Origin of the sequence: Caballeronia udeis, from assembly GCF_044909315.1 — a bacterium.
Classification (GTDB): Bacteria; Pseudomonadota; Gammaproteobacteria; order Burkholderiales; family Burkholderiaceae; genus Caballeronia; species Caballeronia udeis_A.
In genome coordinates this window covers 1-20,978 of record NZ_JBIYEB010000029.1, presented here as the reverse complement: position 1 = coordinate 20,978, position 20,978 = coordinate 1, and the positions used below count along the sequence as shown (strand labels likewise).

Genomic DNA, 20,978 nt, shown 5'->3' with positions numbered 1-20,978 from the left:
GTGTCGTCATATGTCAATGCTCGAAAAAAATATTCGAGTTGGGGTTTTTGCCGATCCGAAAAAAGGCAAAGCCGGTGCGATGCTTGACGCTGCAGTACCCAGGCGCGAATATTGGCGGCATCTGTGCAACACGTAAAATAAGCTCGGCTCGCGCTGCAAACAACCGGGACATGGCCGTGCGACGGTCGTCGAGCATGCAGAAGTGGAGACGAAGTGGATCAGCCCATCGATCGTAGAGCAGCGTTACGCGCCATTGCGCACGTTGGCCTGCTGTGCATGACGCGACCCGTTCTCGCGTCCGGCTCATCGCCTCGCGTCGTCTTCCTTAATCCTGGCGAGGCTGTTGAGCTCGGCACCGGACAACAGTGGCAACTGGTTTCCAGGTTCATGCAGGTGGCGGCGCAAACCTTCAACATGCAGCTGGAAATCCTGTACGCGGAACGTGATCATCTGCTGATGTTGCGCCAGGCTGCGCAGGTTGCAAACCGCGCCGAAGCGCCGGACTACGTGGTGCTCGTCAATGAAAAGATGGCCGCTGACCAAATGCTGGTGACACTTGCGCGTTCGACTGCCAAGGTGATCGTCATCCACAATGACCTTACGCCGAGTCAGCGCAGCAAGATCGGCAACGAACGGGAAAGCATCCGTAACTGGATCGGAACGGTGACGGCAAACGCCGCGCGCGGAGGGTATCGCCTGATGCAATATTTGTATCAGCGCCAGAGTCCCGCCGGCGCGCAGGTGATCGGGATTACGGGAGACCCGAACACCCCGGTCTCGCTGGAGCGAGCCGAGGGCGTCCAGGCGTTCCTGTCCCAGGTGCCTGATGCGCATTCGTGTCAACTGGCCTTCAGTGACTGGAGCTATGCCGATAGCGCCGAGAAGGCACGCGTACTGCTGGCACGTTATCCGCAGGCCAATGTGATCTGGGCTGCTAACGACTCCATGGCGCTCGGTGCCTTGAGTGCAGTCAAGGCACGTCATGCCCCCGTGCTGGTCGGCGGGATGGGCGCGTTGCAGGAGGCGCTCGCCAATGTCGCCAACGGTGGTCTGGCTGCCATGGTGGCGGGCGACTATTTCATTGGCGCGTGGGCGATGGTTTTGCTGTACGACTATCATCGCGGCAAGGACTTCGCCACATCCGGAGGGGTTCGCCAGAAGCTGGATTACCTGAGCGTCATCCACCGTGAGAACGCCCTGCGGTTCAAGGAGGCTGTATTCGCCCGGGGACAAACGTTTGACTTCGGCGTCTATTCGAAATGCCTTCATCCCCGCCCCGGTCCGTATGATTTCGATCTGGAACGTCTACTGAACACCGTGTCGACGCCCTCGTGATCCGCTTTTCCCCGCGCTATCTGCTGCGCTCGCTCAGCCTGCACACCAAGCTGATGGTTGCGCTTGCTGTCCTTGTCGCGCTGGTGGCCGGCACCTTCGCCTATTTCGCGGCCGAACATGAACGCGAACGCCGGCTTGTCGCACTGGAACAACGGGCCACACGCATCGCAGACCTGCTCAGCCGCTCGCTTGCACAGCCGTTGTGGAACGTCGATCGCAACGCGATTGACGAACAGCTCGCCGCGCTTGCACCTAATCCCGAAGTCATCGAATTCACCGTCACGGCCGCAAACTACGGCATCGTGAGCACGATCAAGGGCCCGCACCCGAACGATCCCGCCGGCCGCGTGGTGCGTATCAGGTCGATTGAATACACTCCGCTCGGCGACGCCCCGCGGGAGAAAATCGGCGAGGTCCGGGTCGTCTTCACCCGGGCAGTCGCCGAGCAGGCAATCGGCGCCGCTCGCGGGGTTATCCTCTGGACGGTGGCAGCCTTCGTCGCGATGCTTTATGTCGCCACTTTCGTCCTGCTCAAACGGATGGTGTACGGCCCGATCAGCCGCCTCGAGGAGATGGTCGACCGTATCGCAAGCGGTGATTTTCAGGCCCGCTGCATCGTGGAGTCCGGCGACGAACTGGGACTCCTCGCCACCCGCGTCAATGCAATGGCAGACCGCCTGCATCATTCCACAACGTCTTTGCGCATAAACGAAAGAAAGTACCGCAGCATTGTCGAGAACGCGCTTGAGGGCATCTTCCTGCTCGATCGCTGCGGCAGGTTGAACGAGGCCAACCCGGCAATGGCACGGTTGCTCGGATACGAGACACCGGCCGAACTGATCGCAGCGAGCGCCGCGGCTTCATACTCGCTGCCTTTCTCGCCGGCGCAAACCCGAAAGCTGTTCGAGAGCCTGCGTGTCACAGGAGAGATCATCGGCTTCGAACTGCGCCTGACGTGCAGGGACGGCACCCCCATCTGGGTCCAGCTGAATGCGCGCGGAGCCAGCGTCATTGGTGGCGATCCGCCTTTTCTCGAAGGCTTGATGACCGACGTCACGGCCCGCAAGCGGTCGATGGAAACTTTGCGGCGTCACCGCGACCAGCTCGAACAGGAAGTGGCGGAGCGCAAGCGGACCGAGGTTGAACTGCTGGCCTCGCGTGAGCGGTTACGTCAGTTGTCCGCGCACCTGGAAGCGATTCGCGAAGAGGAACGCAAACGCATTGCGATGGAGATTCATGACGACCTCGGACAGTTGCTCACTGCATTGAAAATGGACGTCTCGTTGCTCAGGATGCAACTCGCCAACGACTCGGCCGCGTCTCACAAGGCCGACGGCATGCGTGATCTGGTGGAAAAAACCATCGGGATCGTTCGAAATGTCGCGAGCCACCTGCGCCCGGCAGCGCTCAATTTCGGGCTCGCCTCGGCGCTGGACTGGCTTGCGCAGGACTTCAGGCGGCATGCTCGAATTCCGTGCCACTTTCATCTCGAAGGCCCCGAGCCGCGCCTTCCGGACGCGTGCGCGACGGCGATTTTTCGCATCGCACAGGAGTCGTTGACCAATGTCGCACGCCACGCCAACGCTTCGCGCGTCGACGTGACGCTATGTCATACCGAACGCGGGATTGAACTGACGATCCGCGACAACGGGCGCGGTTTCGACGTCGTGGCAGCGCGCGACGGCTATTCGTACGGCCTGTTGGGCATGACCGAACGCGCGCGATTGATCGACGCCCAGTTGCATGTCGAAAGTACGGCGGACTCCGGTTCAGTCATCCACCTTCATGTCGGGGCGAATTCTGTGTCCTTGTTATCCGAATAGGTTGATGCGACGGATTCGATGCGATGGATTCGGAACGAGACAAGGAGTAACGTTTAACCACGGAAGCAAACGAGTATGAGGGAGGGCGCGATGTCCGACGAAGTTACCCCATGGCGCGTGTTCGAATACGAAGGCTTCGACATCCACGTCCTGCCCCAGTTGAAGCCGCAGCCGGCGCCTGCACACGCGGCGCCGCAAGGAAGCGACCGTTACGAGTATATCGGTTTTATCTGCCGTCACGGTGCGCATGCCGACGTGCCAGGCGAATCCCTCCCATTCCACGGTGATGGTGACGAAGAATTCAAGAGCGCGGACGACGCCGTGCAGGAAGCGCGGCACATCGGGCGAAGCATTATCGACGGCACGCATCCGGATATATCGGTCTTGCCGCTCGTCTCCCATCATCATCCAGGCTGACAACGGCACGGGTTAGAGAGCCCACCAGTCGATGAACTTGCCCCCTGCCGGAACCGAGCTGGCGATCGAAGGATTGAGCGCCATCACGCTGTCCACTTGCGACATGCGCAGCGCCGTGCGCTTTTACCAGGCGCTCGGTTTCCCGCTATTGCACGGCGGCGAAAACGAACCGTTTACTTCATTCGCGACGGGCGCGTCGTTTCTCAACCTTACCGTGGAGACGCACGGTCCGGTCAACTGGTGGGGCCGGGTGATCATCTATGTGTCGGACGTCGATGCGATGTACCGCAAGGTGCTCGCGACCGGGTTTCCGCCTGCGTTCCCACCACGTGATGCGCCCTGGAACGAACGCTATTTCCATGTCAGGGACCCGGACGGGCACGAACTCAGCTTCGCCCGGCCATTGAACCCGGCGCGCGATGGGGCCACAACATCAACAACGTGATGTCGCGCGCATGGGGATCACGCGCTCGAGACAACATCACCACGGGATCGTTTCGTTTTCCCAGCGCGTGAACGTCCCTGTGGGGCTGTCCGGGCCCAGCAGCGCGACGCGCACCGCCTCGCGAGCGCCGTGCTCGACAGTCTCCGTGCCCGAATATCCGTTGAGGTTCGTCCTGGTATAACCCGGCGAGATGGCGTTGACCCTGATCCCCTCCGGCTCCAGTTCGATTGCCATGGCGACGGTCAAAGCATTGAGAGCGGTCTTGGACGCCGGGTAGACCGGACCGAAGATCGCGCGGTAGGCGAAGGCCGGGTCCGAGTTGGCCGTCAGCGACCCAACCCCGCTCGACACGTTGACGATGCGGGCGCCGGGCGTCTCGCGCAGGATTGGGAGCATCGCCTGGTAAACGGCGAGAACACCGAATACATTGGTGTCCCACACCGCGCGCATTTCATCGATCGACACGTTGCTCGGGCGGGTCGTCTTGACGTACTCCTCGACGGACTGGTCGGGCAGCCTGCTCGTATTCGAGATGGCCGCGTTCTGGATCAGCACGTCGAGGCGGCCAAACTCGTTGCGCACGCGCTCCGCCGCGGCGGTGATCGACGCCTGATCCGTCACGTCGAGCTGGAGCGCATGGGCGTCCGGTCCGACCTCCCTGGCCGCAGCTTCGCCACGCTCGATATTGCGCGACCCGACCAGCACAGTGAAGCCGTGTGCCGTGAGATCTTTTGCGATCTGATGGCCGATTCCCTGATTAGCCCCGGTGACCAGAGCGATGGGTTTGTTCTGCATGACACTCTCCTTGCTGCATTGCGCTGTCGCGCACTGTAGCCATTTCCATTTTTCAATTCGAGATCAGGACGATGCTGGCCGGATCAGCGAGCCTCGGCCGCCCATGCTTGCACATCGACGCCGGCCGGGATGTGCATCGGGGATGACGGGTCGGTCGCCGCGCGCCACACGGCTTCGGCGACGTCCTGCGCCCGGGTGATCGCGGCAGACGGATCCGCAAACCGCGCCGTCACGCTATTGACGAGATCGGCATAGGCCTCGTGGTCGAAGCCGTGCATGTGGGCGCGCGCGTTCTCGGCGAACCGGGTTTCCGGCGCCCGGCCCGGCAGCACCAGTCGCGCACGCACGCCGAACTGCTCGAGTTCCAGCGCTACTGACTCGGTGTATGCGTTCACTGCGGCCTTGCTCGCACGGTACGCGGCAAGCAGCGGCAGTGCCTTCAGCGTCACGCTCGACGTGACGTTCACGACGACGCCGGCCCTGCGCTGCCGAAACTGGGGCAGCACCGCTTGCGTCAATGCGATCGTACCGATCGTGTTGGTCTCGAAAACCTCGCGCACCGTCGCGATCGGGGCGAGTTCGGCCGGGGAAGCTGCGCCGAAGCCCGCGTTGTTGACGAGGACGTCGATCGGGCCCGCGGCCTCGACAGCCTCGCGAATGCTCTCAGGATTCGTGACGTCAAGCGCCAGCACGCGCAGGCGCTCCGAAGGCGGCAGCAGGTCGGCGCTCGGCGTGCGCATCGTGGCGATAACCTGCCAGTCGCGGGCCAGGAAGTAGCGGGCGATCTCGAGACCGAATCCGGACGAGCAGCCGGTAATCAGCACGGTTTTCATGGAGACTCCTGTGGGGTGGCTTGCGTGTACCCCTAAGATAGATCGCCAAGACCGTACTTGCTACAATCAATCATCCGAATTTCATTTGCAGGAGTCCGGCAATGATTGATCCGCTGGCCGAAGTTGTCACGCTGTTGCAGCCGGGTGCCCGGTTCTCCAAACTCGTCCACTGCGCCAGCCCCTGGCGCATCAGCCGCTCGGATGCCGGCCAGCCGTTCTATTGCTTGATCCTCGAGGGCGGGTGCCGCATGGCGATCGACGGACATGCGCCAATCGAACTCCCGTCGGGTGACTTCGTCCTGATTCCTGCGGCCTACGGCGTCGCGATGTCCAGCCTCGAGCCGCCACCGCCGGGCGTCGAGACGCTGACGCCCACCGCGCTGGGCAACGGTGAATTCAGGATCGGCGCCCCGGACAACCCGATCGACGCGCGGATGATGGCGGGCCACTGCAGCTTCGGTTCGCCGGATGCGTCCCTGCTGGTCTCGCTGCTGCCGCAAATCGTGCATGTCCGCGGCGAACGGCGGCTGGCCACGCTCGTGGAACTTGTGCGGGAGGAATCGCGCGAGCAGCGGCCCGCGCGCGAGGTCGTGCTCTCCCGACTACTGGAAGTGCTGCTGATCGAGGCGCTGCGGTCCGCGGCCGGAACCAGCGCGTCACCGGGCCTGGTGCGCGGACTTGCCGATGGCCGTCTCGCAGCCGCGATCCGCCGCATGCACGAACGCCCGACACACACGTGGACGGTGGCTGAACTCGCGAAGGAGGCCGCGCTCTCGCGCTCGACCTTTTTCGAGCGCTTCAGCCGCGCGGTCGGCATCGCGCCGATGGAGTATCTGCTCACCTGGCGCATGGCACTCGCGAAGGACCTGTTGCGCCGCAATGAAGGCCGTATTGCCGAGATTGCGCAGCGCGTTGGCTACAGCTCCGCCAGCACCTTCAGCGTCGCCTTCACGCGGCACGTCGGCCGGCCGCCTACGCAGTACGCGCGCGAGGAGCAGGAAGCCGCAAACAGTGCGTAAGACCGCGCAAACAAGCTGTTCCCGGGTCTGGATGTAGGTCCGTGGCCCGATTGGCAATAGCTGACGCTCACGTACAGGCGGGCGGGATCAACGCTCGTCCGGAATCGTGCGCTCGTCGTACTGAGCCCTCGCTCTCTCGACGTCAGGCAGGTGCTCGAACGTCCATTGATAAAGCGCTTGAAGCGGGCGATCGACCGAACGTCCGAGCGCCGTGATTTCGTATTCGACAGAAATCGGCGAAGTGGTGACCACCCGCCTCTCGACTATTCCGTTTCGCTCAAGCCGTCGCAAACATTGCGTCAGGGCCTTCTGGGTCACCCCCTCGATGCGACGCTTGATCGCGTTGAATCGCAATGGCCCGCCGCGAAGTGACGCAAGGACCAGCACCGACCATTTGTCGGCGATCTGGTCGAGCAGCAGGCGGCAGGGGCAAACAGCCGCGGACAACACCTCTGATAACACCTTTGGTTCAAATTCGGACATGACGGTTTCCTGAATGCTACCTGGTTGCATTGTGGTACCTCGTTGACACCTAGTATAGAAGATATACCATCCGAATTTTCGTCACGAGGTTCATCAATGACTAGTTCGCCAGTCGACGTATTGTTCAGGCCGTTTCAGCTAAAAACGCTCAACCTGAAAAACCGCATTGTGATGGCGCCCATGACGCGCTCCTTCTCGCCGGAGGGCGTGCCCGGCGCGAACGTCGCGGATTACTACCGGCGACGGGCATTGGGTCAAGTCGGCCTCATCATCTCCGAGGGCACGGTGATTGACCGCCCGTCAGCGCGCAACGACCCGAATATTCCGTTCTTCCACGGCGAGGAGCCGCTTGCTGGCTGGAAGAACGTCATCGAGGCCGTTCATGAAGCGGGTGGCAAGATGGCGCCACAGATCTGGCACACCGGCTCCGTTCCTAATCCGTTTACCGAATGGACTCCCGATTCGCCAGTCGAAAGTCCTTCCGGGCTTGTCGCGCCTGAAAAACAGCGCGGCAAGGCGATGACCGACGAAGACATCGCAGACACGGTTGCTGCCTTTGGACGTGCCGCGGCGGAGTCGAAGCAACTGGGGTTCGACGCGGTGGAGATCCACGGCGCCCATGGCTATCTGCTCGACCAGTTCTTCTGGGACGGTACCAACCAGCGCTCGGACCATTTCGGCGGGAGCACGATCCGGGAACGATCGCGCTTCGCGGTCGAAGTGATCAAGAGCGTAAGAGCGGCCGTCGGACCTGACCACGCCATCATCCTCCGGCTGAGTCAATGGAAGCAGCAAGACTATGCGGTCCGGATCGCGCACACGCCGGACGAAATGGCAGACTGGCTTGTCCCGCTCGTGGATGCAGGCGCCGATATCCTGCATTGTTCTCAACGGCGCTTTTGGGAGGCGGAGTATCCGCAAATTGATGGGGAAAACGGACTCAACTTCGCGGGTTGGGCAAAGAAGGTGACCGGTGCTGCAACGATCAGTGTGGGATCCGTCGGTCTCTCAGGCGATCTCCTGAGCACGTTCGGCGGCGAGAGTTCCACTCCGGCGAGTCTGGACAATTTGCTCGAACGAATGGAACGCGACGAATTCGATCTGATTGCCATTGGCCGCGCGATACTCAGCGATCCAGAATGGGTGACGAAGATTCGTTCGGGCAATACCAGCAGCTTGAAAGACTTCAGTCCGGCAGCATTGGGCGAGCTCTACTGATCTTTGATCGGCTATATCGAGCCTGAACGCTCGATAACGGTCGTTGAGAGTGACAGTCCGGCGCGCTATTGGAGCCTCGGCGAATGAGACTGCAAAGTACATTCGCCGAGACCTCGACGTATCGCCAAAAAAGACAGCGGAATCCCTCGGGGAGCGCGGTTGTGCGGAGAAGGCTGTCGCAGTGCTCCGCGTTCTATTACTTCGCCGCATGCTCCACGTGTTGATCAATCCAGGAAAGCAATAAATCCGCGATCTGCAGATTGTTCTTGTCGAGCATGAACATATGCGAGTTGCCGTGGATACCGGCTTCGGGAAGATGCAAAAAGGTCACGTCACCTCCTTCCTGACGAATGCTGGCAGCGAAAGCGCGGCATTGCGCCATCGACGTCGTCCAGCGCGAACCAAATGGCTCGGGGGCATCTGCCTGGTGATCCGCAAACACAATCAGAATAGGAATGCCGGCGAGCGTTGTCTTTTCTTGCGCCGTGAATGACGTGTTACAGGCATAGCCACTTTCCAGACTGATGATCCCTTTCACGTTCGCCGGCTTGAGCAGGGCTGCCCGCTCCGGGAACATGAATGACTCGGAGTGTCCGATCAAGACGGCGCCCCCCAACTTGACCGAGAGCGCAGCGAGGTCGGCGTAGCTCGGATTCGGGTCGGGCAAGGCGGCGTTCAGATCGGGGATCCACATTTTGTAGAACGCGTCGACTGCCTCTACCGGGAACTGCGTATCGGCAAACGGTGTACCGAACTTTGGTCCGATGCGAAACCAGGTCCAGGCGAATTCATGGCCGATGATCTGGATCGGCGGCGCGTCGTGAGCGTTAATGCTTCCGGACCTGGCTGCGTTGTACACCGTAGCATCGAACCCCGAACGACCGCGGCCTGCCTGGTCTACGGCGTAGACCGGACGAGCGTTTCGAAGGAAATATTCCATCCACCCCATGCGTCCGTCCGGTGTCGTGTCGTAGGCTTGTCCGCTAAGACCGCCACCATGAACCAAGACAATCGGAAGGTGGTCCGCGCTAGCCGGAACCTGGTACTGGACATACATTTGCCCGGTTGTGATCTGGCCTTCCTGTGTGACCTTGGGATCGGTCTCCTTGCCGCCAAGGTTGGCTGTGTTCTTCACCGTTCCGCCGATAAAAAAACTGCCCTCGGACTTGATCGTGAGTGGTCCCTGCAGATCGACGGCGCCGGCCGACATACACATCAACGTCAGTGACAGGCTTGCCATGCGCATCAGCGTCGTTAAACGTCCAGGTATCTGCACGATCGTCTCCGTGGGTTGTTGTGATGCATTGATTGTCGCCGATCTGCACGACCATGTCGTACGACCGCTGCCTTGGCCATTCGCTGATTGTTAGTCGTGGTGCGGAATCATTCATGGAAGAGGGGTGTCTGTGCGATGGCCTGAACCCGCCGCTTCAAAAATCTCCCTGACCCATTGCGCAAACACGCGGACCCTCGCCGATAACTGCCGGTTCTGCGGATACAGAACCGAAACCGGCATGGGGGGCGGTGGAAACGCATCGAGCACGACCTTCAGTTTCCTCGCCGATAGTTCCCCCATCACCCGGTATCGCGGCACCTGCACCAGTCCCAGTCCCGCCACCGCCGAGCCGGTGTACAGATCCGCGCCTGTCACCGACACAACCGCGGCAAGTTGAATCTCGACCACGCGGCCATCGACGGTAAATTCCATTGGCAAGGCGCGCCCCGATCCGCTCGACAGATAATTCACCGCCCGGTGCGCGCTTAAGCCCTCGAGCGTCTCCGGCTCCCCAAACTGCTTCAGATAGGCGGGACTCGCCACCGTGACCTGCTCCATCGCGGCCACGCGGCGTCCGACCATCGACGAATCCTGAAGCGTCCCGGCCCGCAGCACGCAGTCGATGCCTTCACGCACCAGATCCACCAGCCGGTCGTCCTCGCCAATCTGCAGTTCGATGTCCGGGTACTGCGCGATGAAATCAGGCAGCGCCGGCACCACGAAATGCCGGGCAAGCGTCCCCTGCAAATTCACGCGCAGCAGACCCTTCGGCGCAACGTTGCGGAACGACCCCTCCGCTTCCTCCATGTCCGCCACCAGCCGCACGCAGCGCCGGTAGAACGCCTCGCCGTCGTGCGTCAGGCGCACCGTGCGCGTGGTGCGCTCAAGCAGCCGCGTTCCCAGCCGCTCCTCCATGCGCTTCAGCAGGTTGGTCACCGTGGCGCGCGGTATCTGCAAGTCGTCGGCGGCCTGCGTGAAGCTGCTGCGCTCGGCGATACGGATAAACACCTGCATTTCCTGAAACCGGTCCATAGCGACTCGCGAGCTTGAATTGTTAAAGTAAATGGAATGATATTACTAAATTAAGGCTAATTATCAATCGATGTGAATGATCAATACTTCATTCCACGCACTCACCAACCCACAGGAGCGAATCATGAACACCGTAAAGAACAGCCAGGTAGCCATTGTCACGGGCGCATCGCGCGGTATTGGCGCAGCAGTGGCGCGGCGTCTCGCCAACGACGGTTTTGCAGTAGCCGTCAACTACGCATCGAGTTCCAAAGAAGCCGACGCGCTCGTCGCGGAACTCGCTGCGCTGGGCACGAAGGCGATCGCGATCAAGGCCGATGTATCGAATGCCGACGAAGTCCGCGCCATGTTCGAGGCAACCGAACAGCAGCTCGGCAAGATCGACGTGCTGGTGAACAACGCCGGCGTGCTGAAGACGGTCCCGCTGGCGGACACCTCCGACGCGCTCTACGACCAGACCTTCGGCATCAACGTTCGCGGCACCTTCAACACGCTGCGCGAAGCGGCGGCGCGGATGAACGATGGTGGCCGGATCATCAATTTCTCGAGCACGACGCTTGCCCTGAACATGCCCGGCTACGCCGTCTACAACGCAACGAAAGCAGCCGTGGAAGCATTCACGCATGTGTTCGCGAAGGAACTGCGCGGCCGCAACATCACGGTGAACGCGGTTGCTCCCGGTCCGATCGCCACCTCGCTTTTCCTCGATGGCAAGACCGAAGAACAAATCCAGACCTTCGCGAAGATGCCGCCGCTGCAACGCCTTGGCCAGCCCGAAGATATTGCTTCGGTCGTGTCGTTCCTCGCCGGTCCGGATGCGGGCTGGGTCAACGGCCAGATCCTGCGCGCCAACGGCGGTATCGCTTAATAAATAAAAAACATCAGCTTAGCTAAATATATCGGAGAACATCATGAAATCAGTCATTCTGGTAACGGGTGCAGGCACGGGTATCGGCAAGTTGAGCGCGCTGGCGCTGGCCGAAGCAGGGCACGTTGTGTACGCGAGCATGCGCGACGTAGAAGGCCGCAATCGCGGACGTGCCGATGAATTGCGCGCTATATCGGCGCAGAAGGGCATCTCGTTGATGCCGCTGGAACTCGACGTGCTCTCGCAGGATTCCGCCGATGCAGCGGCTGCGGCCATCGTCCGCGAGCAGGGCAGGATCGACGTGGTGATGCAGAACGCGGGACATCTGGTGGTCGGTCCGTCAGAGGCGTTCACGCCGGAAGAAATGATGAAGGTGTTCGACACCAATCTGTTCGGCGCGCAGCGCGTCAACCGTGCAGTGCTGCCAACCATGCGCCGGCAGGAATCCGGGCTGGTGCTGTGGATCAGCAGCACCACGACCAAGGGTGGTTTCCCTCCGTTCATGGGCCCTTACGGCGCGGCCAAGGCGGCGATAGATTCGCTTGCCGTCACGCTCTCTTATGAACTGGCGCGGTTTGGCGTGGAGACATCCATCGTCGTGCCCGGTGCCTTCACCAGCGGCACCGACCACTTCCCGAGCGCGGGCAAACCTGCAGACTCGGCAAGGGCCGAAGCCTATGCCCGATACGACGGCGTGATGGACCAGATCGGCGAGCGTTTGACCGCTTTGACGCCGCCTGACGCCGATCCCAAGGCGGTCGCGGATGAGGTCGTGCGCATCGTCGGGCTTGCCAAGGGTACGCGGCCAATGCGTTCGGTGATCGATTTTGTCGGCGATGGCGCGGCGCAAGTGCTGGAGGTGTCCGAGCGGGTGCGGATTGACTTCGCGAAGCGCATCGGCATGGGCGATCTGCTGGAAGCGAAGGTGTCGCGATGATAAGCGTGACAAGGGCCGGGCGTATCGTTCGCGGCGCCTGGCTCGGCTTTCTTATGCTGACCGCTGCTTGCGGTCAGCAGCAGGGCTACGCGCAACAGGAGGGCAAGACCATGAAAGCATCGACGACGTATTTGTATCTGCTCAGGAAGACGCCGTTTTTTACGGGGCTTGATACGGAGCAGTTGCGCTGGACCATCGGTCATTCGCGCGAGTGGGAAGCGCAGGCGGGCACGGTGGTCGCGGATTGTTCAGCGGCGGATAAGAGCGATGACTTCTGGATCCTGCTCGATGGCCGCTGGCAAGTGGAACACGATGAACATACCTACCCGGCGGGTCATGCCGATGCGGGCAAGTGGTTCAGCGCGGCGGAGGCATCGGGGAATTGCCGGTTGGTCACCACGGAACATAGCTACGTGATGAAGATCATCCACGCCGATATGAACGACATGCTGAGCCGTGGATTCGCTTTTGAGCCGCACCTGCGCCAAGGGCGGGGTTATTACGCGAAGGTGTTTGCGGCGGTTCCGGCGGGGGAACGATGAAACTTTGCGAGTTCGATCGCCACGTACTGGCAATATCGGGGGCAGCAAGCAGCTTCTGGCAGATGGAAAAACGAAACGCCCGATCTTGCCGTCGGGCGTTTCGTTATTGCAACCTAGCTGATACAGAAGAATCTTTGACCCTCGGGGATATCACGAAAAAGCGAGGTTATTAGGCATGCGAAGCGCGCGCCAATACTTCGTCAGCCCACTGGCTGATGCTTTTTCCAGCGGCTGCGGCAGCTATGCCCACGGCAGCATGGACTTCCGGTCTTATCCGCAACATGAGTTTGCCCGATGCCGGTTTTTGCGGATCGCGCCCCGTCTTGGCGCAATCCTCGAGATAGTGATCGACTGCCTCATGAAACCCGGTGGTCAACTCAAGCACGGTCTCACCGTGGAAGCTGATGTGTTCCGATACACCGAGCACACGTCCGACGAAAATGTTGTCGCGCGGATCGAATTCGACCCGCGCAAGATACCCCTTATAGTTCATTGCGTTTATCACGGCTTCACCTCCAATTCGATAAACCACTCTCGCACTTCTTCCACCTGATACTTCTTGGCATCCTTGCCTGGATGCGGACGATGCAGATATCGGCGGCGATCGTTCAACTCGAATGCGACTCGTGAGCCAGAGCCCTCCCGTACCTCACCGCCAAGCGCGATGACCAGTGATTCAATTTCCGCGAAAACAATACCGCCGTTCGTGGGCTTTCTGAACATCGCTTCGAGCGTCTTCCTATGCCTGGCTTTCATTATCAAATGATATCACAAATTGATATCATTTGAGATGAGTCAGCTTTAGATGAGACGAGCAATCTGGGCTCGTACCAGTGAGTGATGACCGCGCTGCGGCAGGAACGCCGCCGTGAATCCCCCTAAACCCGAAACACCGCCACCGCGACATCCAGCTGCGCCGCTTGCTGCTCCAGCGACGCCGCCGCGGCTGCCGCTTCTTCCACCAGTGCCGCATTCTGCTGCGTCACCTCGTCCATTTGCGCGACCGCGCGGTTGATCTGTTCAATGCCGCCAGTCTGCTCGTTCGACGCCGCGCTGATTTCGCTGATGATGTCCGACACCCGCTTCACCGCCGCGACCACTTCGCTCATGGTCTGGCCCGCTTGTCCCGCCAGCGCGTTGCCGGCTTGCACCTTGTCCGCCGATGCATTGATCAGTTCCTTGATCTCCTTTGCGGCGGCGGCGCTGCGTTGCGCGAGGTTGCGCACTTCACCGGCGACCACCGCAAAACCGCGCCCTTCCTCACCCGCCCGCGCGGCTTCCACCGCTGCGTTCAACGCGAGAATATTCGTCTGGAATGCAATCCCCTCGATCACGCCGATGATGTCCGCAATCCGCGTGGAACTCGTCGCTATGTCGTCCATCGTATGAACGACCTTGCCCACGACCGTGCCGCCACGCACGGCTGTCGCCGATGCATCGACGGCCAGCTCGCTCGCCTGCCGCGCGTTGTCGGCGTTCTGGCGGACGGTTGCGGTCAGCTGCTCCATGCTCGACGCCGTTTGCTGCAACGAAGCCGCTTGCTCCTCCGTGCGTTGCGACAAATCGATGTTGCCCGCCGCGATTTCACGAGCGCCATGCGAGATCGCCCCGGTGCCGCCGCGCACCTGCTGCACCGTCCCCACCAGCCCCTGCTGCATCTTGCCGAGCGCCGCAAACAGGCGACCCATTTCGTTGTTGCGCGACGCGTCGATGCTCGCCGTCAGATCGCCCGCGGCAATCTGTTCGAAGTGATGGATCGCCGACTCGATCGGCTTCATCACCGCCGCGCTCAACGCAGCGCGCGCGATGAACCCCAGTACCAGCGCCAACGCCGCGACAATCACGGCCGCCGTCGCCATCGTGTGGAACTGAGCCTGCGCCCGCGCAAAACGGTCTTGCTGATGCGCAATCTGGAACGCTTCCAGAGCGGACATCGCGTGGTCGTAGGTGGCATATAAACCGTCCGCCGTCTGAACCTGGAGCGTGCGGAACGTCGTGAAGTCGTTTTGCGCGAGGGCATCGAATTCAAGGTTGAGCGCCTTTGCGATCAACGCGTCGCGCGCGGTCCTGGCAGCCTGCACGAGCGGCTCTTCCTGCGGGTCGCGCGGCTTGGCGAGGTACGCATCGAACTCGGCATCGCTTGCTTTAAGCGTCTTGCGTGCGTTGGGCAGCAGGTCGTCGCCAGCCTTGCCGAGCATGAACAGCGTCTCGAAGCTGCCGAGCGAAAGGCGCACTTGCAGCAACCGTTGCGAACTCGTCTTGAGATGCGTGATGGCGACGGTATCGGTGGCGACCATCTGTTCGAGCGCCTGGTTGCTCTGGCGCAGGCACAAAGCGGCGGCAAGCAGCACCGCCACGAGCGCGAGCGTATAACCGGCGATGGTAATGGTGAGTCCGCGGCGTATCGTAAAGTTCTTGAGCATGGTCTTGATGGCGGGCAAACACGGCACGCGTGGGTTTCCTCGGTTGGGCCTTCGGCTGGTATCGTTTAGTTTTCTTGAATAAACAGTAGACGATGCCGGTTTCTGGCCGGGCGGGTCACACCGATCGCCAGAACAGGCCGGCTAGTCGATAGGGCTCGTTACGCGATTTTCACGCAGGTCAAGCGATGGCGACATCGGGAAATGTGCGCCTTCAGATTCTGTGCGTTTTGTCGATAAGCGGGGGATGCTGCGCGGAAAGTGCGTGATGGCGGGATCAATACGATCCGGCCCGGCCCGGCGCGTCGCTCAGGTCGTCCGTGTGGCGAACGCGTAGCCGTTCTTGCCGTTGCGCTTCACCTGGTACATGGTTTCGTCCGCCACGGCGACGAGCTGATGGTAGTCGCGAACGGGATCGGGAAAGCTCGCTATGCCGATGCTGGCGCGGACAAATCCAACGCCCATCTGCTCGTCCGTCTGGCGCACGCAATCGATCAGGCGCTGTGCAATAGCGTCCAGTTCGGCGTTTGTTGAAAACTCGCGGATCAGCACCACGAACTCGTCGCCGCCAAAGCGGGCTACCACGTCAACCACTCGCACCGTCTGACGAAAACGCCGGGATACGGCGATCAGGAATTCATCGCCGACCCGGTGGCCGAGCGAGTCGTTGATCTGTTTGAATCCGTCCAGATCGATATAAAAAACTGCCATTTTACGGCGTGCCGGATTGCGGGACACCGCCGCTGCCGTCTCCGCCAGCGTGGCAAACAATTTCCGTCGGTTGGGCAAGCCGGTCATTGCATCGTGCAGCGCTGCGTACTCGAACTTGTGCGATTCGCCCGCCAGTTGGCGCGTGCGTTTTGCATACATTCCCAGCGCGGTGATCAGCGCGCCGAATACCAACGCCGACAACACGATCAACGTGCTCGCCACGCGGGTAATGCGAGTGCGTGCGTCGGTGCTGTCATGATTGCGCTGCGCTCGCCAGTAGACGGACTGGACGGCGAGCAGCGTATCTGTGTCGTCGAGATTTGCGTCCGGGGACAACGCTGATTGAGGGATACGGGGTGCCGCCGAAGGACTCGCATTCACCAATGCCGCGAGCGAAGCGAGGCGGGCGGCGAGGTTGATCCGTGCCTGCCGATAGTCGGCCGATTGTTCCGCTCGCCCTGATTCCGCGTTGCTGTTATCGGCTTGTTGTTGCCGGACGCGGACCACCGTGCGGGCACTTTCCGCCCGTTCGATTCCTTCGAGAACGAGCCCGCTGTATTCCTGCTTTAGCTGATCCGAGAAGATCGTCCTGATTTGCAAGGCGAGGAACAGCAGGCCAATCAGCAGGCACACGAAGGAAACGAAGGCGATCGTTGCCGGACCTGGCCTGAAACGAACAGGGGGGACAGGTTTGTAGCCGGTGTGCCGTTGCTCACGGATGGGCGTAGATATCTCGCTGGCTTTCGGTGCCATGCTGCCGGTAGCTTACGCGATGAAAAAATGAACCCATGCGGGTGAACAGAGCGCCATTCGACTTGACGCGCGACACCGGACGACGATGTTCCTCGTTCGCAGTACAACTTCCTCGAACATGATGTGTGACAGCGAGTTTGGGCGCGGCAGAATCTGAAAGCGAGACGGCGCGATCGAGCTGGGTGGATGACACAGGCGCGTTCAGATCGGCGTTGGCAATGGCGACTGCACGAGACGGGGGAGCGGGCACAGGCGCGGGCGCCTCGACATACTCGGACGAAGCCACCTGTTGCGCCGCCTGAGCTGGTTCAGGTGCAGGAGCCGGCACCGGCGCGGCCAGCCAGAGCGTCTGCCGGGCGTGCTCCATGGCTTCGGCATAGGCGTGCTGATCCTGGTTGAACCAGACGCCATACGCGACCGTACCCATGACTCCGATTGTCAGTGCGCTTGCCGAGGCGATCCAAAGCGCGAGCCGTCCGAATCGTATGGGCGTTCGGGCAAGCGCGGGGTCGGTGTCGGAGTTGAAGTCTGAATCGGATCCGTCGGTCTCCGACGGCAACTCGGTATGCTTGGACATCACAACACTCTCCAATCATTTCGTCTGATATTTCGACGAAATCAGTTCATACAATTGCGCAGAATTCCGGGGTGTGAAGCTGCTGACAGAATGGCCCCCGCAACGCGCGGAGGTAATCCAGCCACTCAGCAGTTAACGTGCCAGCGCTGTCACGTCAATTGCGGCGCGGGCGCCACCTTGCAGCAGCGGCATCAGCAATGGCCGAAACGCAAATTATTGCACCAGGCACGGTCTAGCTGCCAGGTCGGCTTTCTTTCGAATCTTGCTGACGGGCACTTCTATTGAAGCACGAAGATCGAAGAGGGGGATGACTGGCGGTGATCGAGGGTCTGGAAGATCGGGAAGATCGCGCCCGGCATGAAAGCGCGCACGGTGGGCTGAGATGCTGAATGGATGCCTGGCAGCTCGTCACGGTAAATAGAAGGAATCCTTACTAATACCCGATTCATGAGGCGGAATTACCGGACATGCAGGCAGCGAGATTGAAGTCCGCTCAGATAGACTCGCCTCGCCGCCATGCCAAAAGCGTCGACTGATTTAACTGGCCGGTTGCGCTTCGGGGAAGTGCCAGTTGCCGTTCAACACCTGCGGCTGAGGACGATAGCGGCGAACCATGTAGTTCCATCCCGGTGTGATCGGCAGGCAGTTCGCCGTTTTTTCGTCGCAGCCGCCGAACTGGATGTTGATTGTCCCGTCAGCAGCTTTCTTCGCGGTGACGTTGTTGAGCGAATAAGCACCGGCCGCATTGGGCTCGTAGTAGCCTTTGGCATCGTACACGCTAACGGACCAGAAGCCATCGACCGGCACGTCCTTGGCGCTCAGCCTGTAGATGGTTTTTCCGTCGTTGCCGGCCGGCGTGAAGTTGAGATAGGTTGCGTCCTTGTCCGGATTGCCGCCCCAGGCTGCCGCTGCGCCCACCAGCCGGCGTACGGGGTCGACTTCGGCCTTGGTGCCGAACGCGCCCTTGAAGTCCGGGATTGTCGAAGCCAGGATCAGGAGTGCATCGCGTACCTTCTTTTGGCTTGCCGCGTCCCAGTTGGGCGTTTCAAGCTTGCCCGGGCCTGCCTGGCTGACCTGGACACCGTCCTGCAGCACGTGGACCTGCTTGATATCGTCCGGGCTGCCCGGGTCCACCAAGGTGCGAATGGCGACGACCATGTAACGCGTGCCCACGTTCTCCCGCGTCAGGATATGGGTGCCCGCACCGTAGAACACGTTCGGGGTGTAGTGATCCTCGTTGATGACCTGCATGGCCATGAAGCGCTTGCCCGGATCAGGCATGGTGATTGTCACCGGTCCTGCGTCAAGGTCGAAGACACCGGACGAATAGAGCGTGTCACGATCGAGCCGGATGACGGTCTGGTGAGCAATCGATGCCGGCTCTCTCCGATGCAGGAATTTGCCCAGGCCTCCCTGCTTGGCCAAGGCGTTGACGTACATGTCGGACTCGGCACGGACGAAGTTGTCGACAGTCACGGGAACAGCGGTTCCGGCGGGAGGTGTGGCGGCAGTTTGCGCATGCGCTGTGCCAAGCATGGCGATAGCGGCGCCAATGAAGCAGGTGGTCGTCAGGATTCGTTTCACAGGACATTCCTTTCAGTTGCGGGCAGGGACGGTCGATGGCCGATCACCAGATCCATCAGGACGGCCCTGTACCGGACCGATATCAGAAACGTCAACTAAGCGCAATCGAAGCGATCAAGCGGCGGTCATTCGACGCGGCACAACGCAGTTTGAACTGAATCCGCGAGGGAATTGGGAGGAGTGCGTGCGGGTTTTATCCTTGCCTATGCCAAATCGACATTGATGAAACGGCACGGAGACAAGGCAATCGGGTGATGCCAGTCGAATGCCCGCTCGTAGCGGGCTGACGGTTGCCAATCGGAGAGCGTCCTGGATGGGGTTCACATTCGCGCGCGCATGAGTCGACCGCTGGTGCGCAATCCGTCCTTGCGACGATGCAGGTAACGCTGATTCAACTCATCGGGCTCGATGGTTTCTGCCTCGGTGAAACCCAGGCTGAGCACCTGTTGACGTAGTAAGGCAGGCTCGAACGCCGACACCCATGGCTCGCCCACGGCAGCCGCGCGTCGCCCCATGACCTCGCCAATGACCCGCTGAACCGGATCGAGCATTGAAGAGGCTACCCGGAAGTCGAAGCTGATCGAGCTGCCTTTGGGCAGGCTTGCGACGAAGCCCAGCGACCCCATGATCGCCTCCTCGGTGAGATACATGGTCACGCCCAGCCAAGAAAAGCATGCCGGAAGGTCGGCTCGAAAGCCGGCGCTCTCCAAGCCTTGCGGCAGCGTTTCATGCTCGAAATCGACGGGAGCGCAGGTCAGGTTTTCCGGCAGGGGAATGCCGGCGTTTTGCAGGCAACGCTGCTTCCACTGCTGCGTGGAAGGATGGTCAACCTCGAACACACGGAGGCCCGTTGCCTCGTGGGGGTTGCGGTAGGCGAAGGTGTCGAGCCCTGCGCCAAGGATCACGTACTGCCGTACCCCGCTCGCCACTGCACGAGCCAGCTCATCTTCCGCAAACCGGCTGCGAACGACCAGATTTCCGCGTAGGCCGCGCGACATGGGGTCGTTGTAGCGGAAGGGATCTGCACGCAGCTCAGCCTCGATTTTTGGACCGAGGATGGGCAGCGCCACCGGATCGTCGAATACGACGGGTTCGTCAAGCAATTGATGCACGGCCCGAAGCATGGCGACTCGTGAAGCAGTGCGGCTGGGCTCGCCAGTCCTGACTATGTTCTCGTGCTGAATCGTCATCATGTTCCTCCATGCCTGGAAGAATGAACAGGCTGGATTGATTGGGTTCGGATCGGGCGGGTACGCCGGCGTGATGTCGCGGGTCACTCCTTCAATCTTTTTACCATGTGTTCTTCGCTATAGAAGCGGCCATCAACTTGCATGGCACATGGCTCGATGCCGAAAGTCGCGAAGCCGTGGCTGGTATAAAGCATCTTCGCGGCCACGTTTTCCGCGTTCACGCATAGCATGAGCTGAACACTGTTCCAGTCGTGTGACGCGTGTGCGGTCGCTGCCGCCAGCAGCGACTGCGCAATCCCTTGCCCGCGATACCCGGGTTCGACGAATACTCCCCAGATAGTGGCTTTGTGGCTGACCTGGGCGAGAGGTTCCCGACGCACGCCTGTGATACCGACCAACGATGCACCGGCAAACGCTCCAAATACGGCTTGCGTTGCGGTCGGTTGAATGCGGGCAGCGGTTTGTTCAATCGTTCGCGCCTCTTCTTCCTCGCGTGTCGGCCATATGGCCGTTGGAGCGTTATCTACCGCGACGAGGCGCAGGGATTTAAAACACCCGGCGTCGCCGGGGCCGAGGAGACGGATTGTGATCATGTGCGATGGGTCGCGATTATTCGGAAGCCACTACACTGATATGTATTTGACCTGTCCAGTGGTTTATAAAGGATTCTGGTTCGTACAATGTGTTGGTAGCAGAACGGACGGCATGCCGACGGTTGAT

22 protein-coding genes are annotated in these 20,978 nt (G+C 60.8%); 9 read left to right on the top strand and 13 right to left on the bottom strand.

Annotation, left to right across the window (positions count from 1 at the left end):
* The first annotated feature begins 276 nt into the window (after nucleotides 1–276).
* The 4 genes from ABH944_RS34195 to ABH944_RS34180 all read left to right on the top strand — a co-directional run bounded on the left by ABH944_RS34195 (nucleotide 277) and on the right by ABH944_RS34180 (nucleotide 4,020).
* Nucleotides 277–1,335 carry an ABC transporter substrate-binding protein gene (locus tag ABH944_RS34195; RefSeq protein ID WP_404612137.1) on the top strand — a complete coding sequence of 353 codons (1,059 nt, stop codon included), beginning with the start codon at nucleotides 277–279 and terminating at the stop codon, nucleotides 1,333–1,335.
* Entirely contained in the window at nucleotides 1,332–3,158 is a 1,827-nt protein-coding gene (locus ABH944_RS34190) for a sensor histidine kinase (RefSeq protein ID WP_404612095.1), read from the top strand. Before ABH944_RS34195 ends, ABH944_RS34190 begins: the two co-directional genes overlap by 4 nt.
* Before the next feature lie 90 nt (nucleotides 3,159–3,248).
* Nucleotides 3,249–3,575 carry a hypothetical protein gene (locus ABH944_RS34185; protein ID WP_404612096.1) on the top strand — a complete coding sequence of 109 codons (327 nt, stop codon included), beginning with the start codon at nucleotides 3,249–3,251 and terminating at the stop codon, nucleotides 3,573–3,575.
* Between the two features lie 31 nt (nucleotides 3,576–3,606).
* Entirely contained in the window at nucleotides 3,607–4,020 is a 414-nt protein-coding gene (locus ABH944_RS34180) for a VOC family protein (RefSeq protein WP_404612097.1), read from the top strand.
* 36 nt (nucleotides 4,021–4,056) lie between these two features.
* On the opposite strand, the gene ABH944_RS34175 is transcribed toward ABH944_RS34180, so the two are convergent.
* Together ABH944_RS34175 and ABH944_RS34170 are read right to left on the bottom strand one after the other, a co-directional pair.
* A complete protein-coding gene (locus ABH944_RS34175; protein ID WP_404612098.1) occupies nucleotides 4,057–4,815 on the bottom strand; it encodes an SDR family oxidoreductase in 759 nt (252 codons plus the stop codon).
* 83 nt (nucleotides 4,816–4,898) lie between these two features.
* Complete coding sequence (locus ABH944_RS34170; RefSeq protein WP_404612100.1) at nucleotides 4,899–5,648, bottom strand: SDR family oxidoreductase; 750 nt, start codon at nucleotides 5,646–5,648, stop codon at nucleotides 4,899–4,901.
* A 101-nt stretch (nucleotides 5,649–5,749) separates the two neighbouring features.
* Here ABH944_RS34170 and ABH944_RS34165 point away from each other — a divergent pair, with 101 nt between their 5' ends.
* Nucleotides 5,750–6,667, top strand: a complete 918-nt coding sequence (locus tag ABH944_RS34165; RefSeq protein ID WP_404612101.1) for an AraC family transcriptional regulator — start codon at nucleotides 5,750–5,752, stop codon at nucleotides 6,665–6,667.
* Between the two features lie 87 nt (nucleotides 6,668–6,754).
* On the opposite strand, the gene ABH944_RS34160 is transcribed toward ABH944_RS34165, so the two are convergent.
* On the bottom strand, nucleotides 6,755–7,150 hold the full coding sequence (locus ABH944_RS34160; protein ID WP_404612102.1) for a winged helix-turn-helix transcriptional regulator: 396 nt from the start codon (nucleotides 7,148–7,150) through the stop codon (nucleotides 6,755–6,757).
* Between the two features lie 96 nt (nucleotides 7,151–7,246).
* On the opposite strand from ABH944_RS34160, the gene ABH944_RS34155 reads away from it, so the two are divergent.
* Nucleotides 7,247–8,368, top strand: coding sequence for an NADH:flavin oxidoreductase (locus ABH944_RS34155; RefSeq protein WP_404612103.1), 1,122 nt, complete (start codon nucleotides 7,247–7,249; stop codon nucleotides 8,366–8,368).
* 196 nt (nucleotides 8,369–8,564) lie between these two features.
* Here ABH944_RS34155 and ABH944_RS34150 read toward each other — a convergent pair whose 3' ends face one another.
* Both ABH944_RS34150 and ABH944_RS34145 read right to left on the bottom strand, forming a co-directional pair.
* A complete protein-coding gene (locus ABH944_RS34150; RefSeq protein ID WP_404612105.1) occupies nucleotides 8,565–9,644 on the bottom strand; it encodes an alpha/beta hydrolase family protein in 1,080 nt (359 codons plus the stop codon).
* Nucleotides 9,645–9,755: 111 nt separating this feature from the next.
* A complete protein-coding gene (locus ABH944_RS34145; RefSeq protein ID WP_404612107.1) occupies nucleotides 9,756–10,676 on the bottom strand; it encodes a LysR family transcriptional regulator in 921 nt (306 codons plus the stop codon).
* A gap of 124 nt (nucleotides 10,677–10,800) precedes the next feature.
* Here ABH944_RS34145 and ABH944_RS34140 point away from each other — a divergent pair, with 124 nt between their 5' ends.
* Genes ABH944_RS34140 through ABH944_RS34130 form a run of 3 tightly spaced genes read left to right on the top strand, consistent with a single transcriptional unit; the run spans nucleotide 10,801 to nucleotide 13,023 of the window.
* The gene (locus ABH944_RS34140; RefSeq protein WP_404612109.1) at nucleotides 10,801–11,544 is read left to right on the top strand and encodes an SDR family oxidoreductase; all 744 of its coding nucleotides are present in this window, start codon (nucleotides 10,801–10,803) and stop codon (nucleotides 11,542–11,544) included.
* A gap of 43 nt (nucleotides 11,545–11,587) precedes the next feature.
* The gene (locus ABH944_RS34135) at nucleotides 11,588–12,481 is read left to right on the top strand and encodes an SDR family oxidoreductase (RefSeq protein ID WP_404612111.1); all 894 of its coding nucleotides are present in this window, start codon (nucleotides 11,588–11,590) and stop codon (nucleotides 12,479–12,481) included.
* Complete coding sequence (locus ABH944_RS34130) at nucleotides 12,478–13,023, top strand: cyclic nucleotide-binding domain-containing protein (RefSeq protein ID WP_404612113.1); 546 nt, start codon at nucleotides 12,478–12,480, stop codon at nucleotides 13,021–13,023. Before ABH944_RS34135 ends, ABH944_RS34130 begins: the two co-directional genes overlap by 4 nt.
* A gap of 169 nt (nucleotides 13,024–13,192) precedes the next feature.
* Here ABH944_RS34130 and ABH944_RS34125 read toward each other — a convergent pair whose 3' ends face one another.
* The 8 genes from ABH944_RS34125 to ABH944_RS34090 all read right to left on the bottom strand — a co-directional run bounded on the left by ABH944_RS34125 (nucleotide 13,193) and on the right by ABH944_RS34090 (nucleotide 20,851).
* The gene (locus ABH944_RS34125) at nucleotides 13,193–13,516 is read right to left on the bottom strand and encodes a type II toxin-antitoxin system HicB family antitoxin (protein WP_404612115.1); all 324 of its coding nucleotides are present in this window, start codon (nucleotides 13,514–13,516) and stop codon (nucleotides 13,193–13,195) included.
* 8 nt (nucleotides 13,517–13,524) lie between these two features.
* Nucleotides 13,525–13,746 (bottom strand): type II toxin-antitoxin system HicA family toxin, encoded by a 222-nt coding sequence (locus tag ABH944_RS34120; RefSeq protein WP_404659628.1) that lies wholly within the window; start codon nucleotides 13,744–13,746, stop codon nucleotides 13,525–13,527.
* A gap of 155 nt (nucleotides 13,747–13,901) precedes the next feature.
* The gene (locus ABH944_RS34115; protein ID WP_404612139.1) at nucleotides 13,902–15,446 is read right to left on the bottom strand and encodes a methyl-accepting chemotaxis protein; all 1,545 of its coding nucleotides are present in this window, start codon (nucleotides 15,444–15,446) and stop codon (nucleotides 13,902–13,904) included.
* 306 nt (nucleotides 15,447–15,752) lie between these two features.
* Nucleotides 15,753–16,907 (bottom strand): diguanylate cyclase, encoded by a 1,155-nt coding sequence (locus tag ABH944_RS34110; RefSeq protein ID WP_404612119.1) that lies wholly within the window; start codon nucleotides 16,905–16,907, stop codon nucleotides 15,753–15,755.
* On the bottom strand, nucleotides 16,867–17,484 hold the full coding sequence (locus ABH944_RS34105; protein ID WP_404612121.1) for a hypothetical protein: 618 nt from the start codon (nucleotides 17,482–17,484) through the stop codon (nucleotides 16,867–16,869). Before ABH944_RS34105 ends, ABH944_RS34110 begins: the two co-directional genes overlap by 41 nt.
* A gap of 537 nt (nucleotides 17,485–18,021) precedes the next feature.
* Entirely contained in the window at nucleotides 18,022–19,020 is a 999-nt protein-coding gene (locus ABH944_RS34100; protein WP_404612141.1) for a DUF1254 domain-containing protein, read from the bottom strand.
* A gap of 368 nt (nucleotides 19,021–19,388) precedes the next feature.
* Entirely contained in the window at nucleotides 19,389–20,345 is a 957-nt protein-coding gene (locus ABH944_RS34095; RefSeq protein WP_404612123.1) for a class I SAM-dependent methyltransferase, read from the bottom strand.
* Nucleotides 20,342–20,851, bottom strand: a complete 510-nt coding sequence (locus ABH944_RS34090; RefSeq protein WP_404612125.1) for a GNAT family N-acetyltransferase — start codon at nucleotides 20,849–20,851, stop codon at nucleotides 20,342–20,344. Before ABH944_RS34090 ends, ABH944_RS34095 begins: the two co-directional genes overlap by 4 nt.
* Nucleotides 20,852–20,978 lie beyond the last annotated feature (127 nt).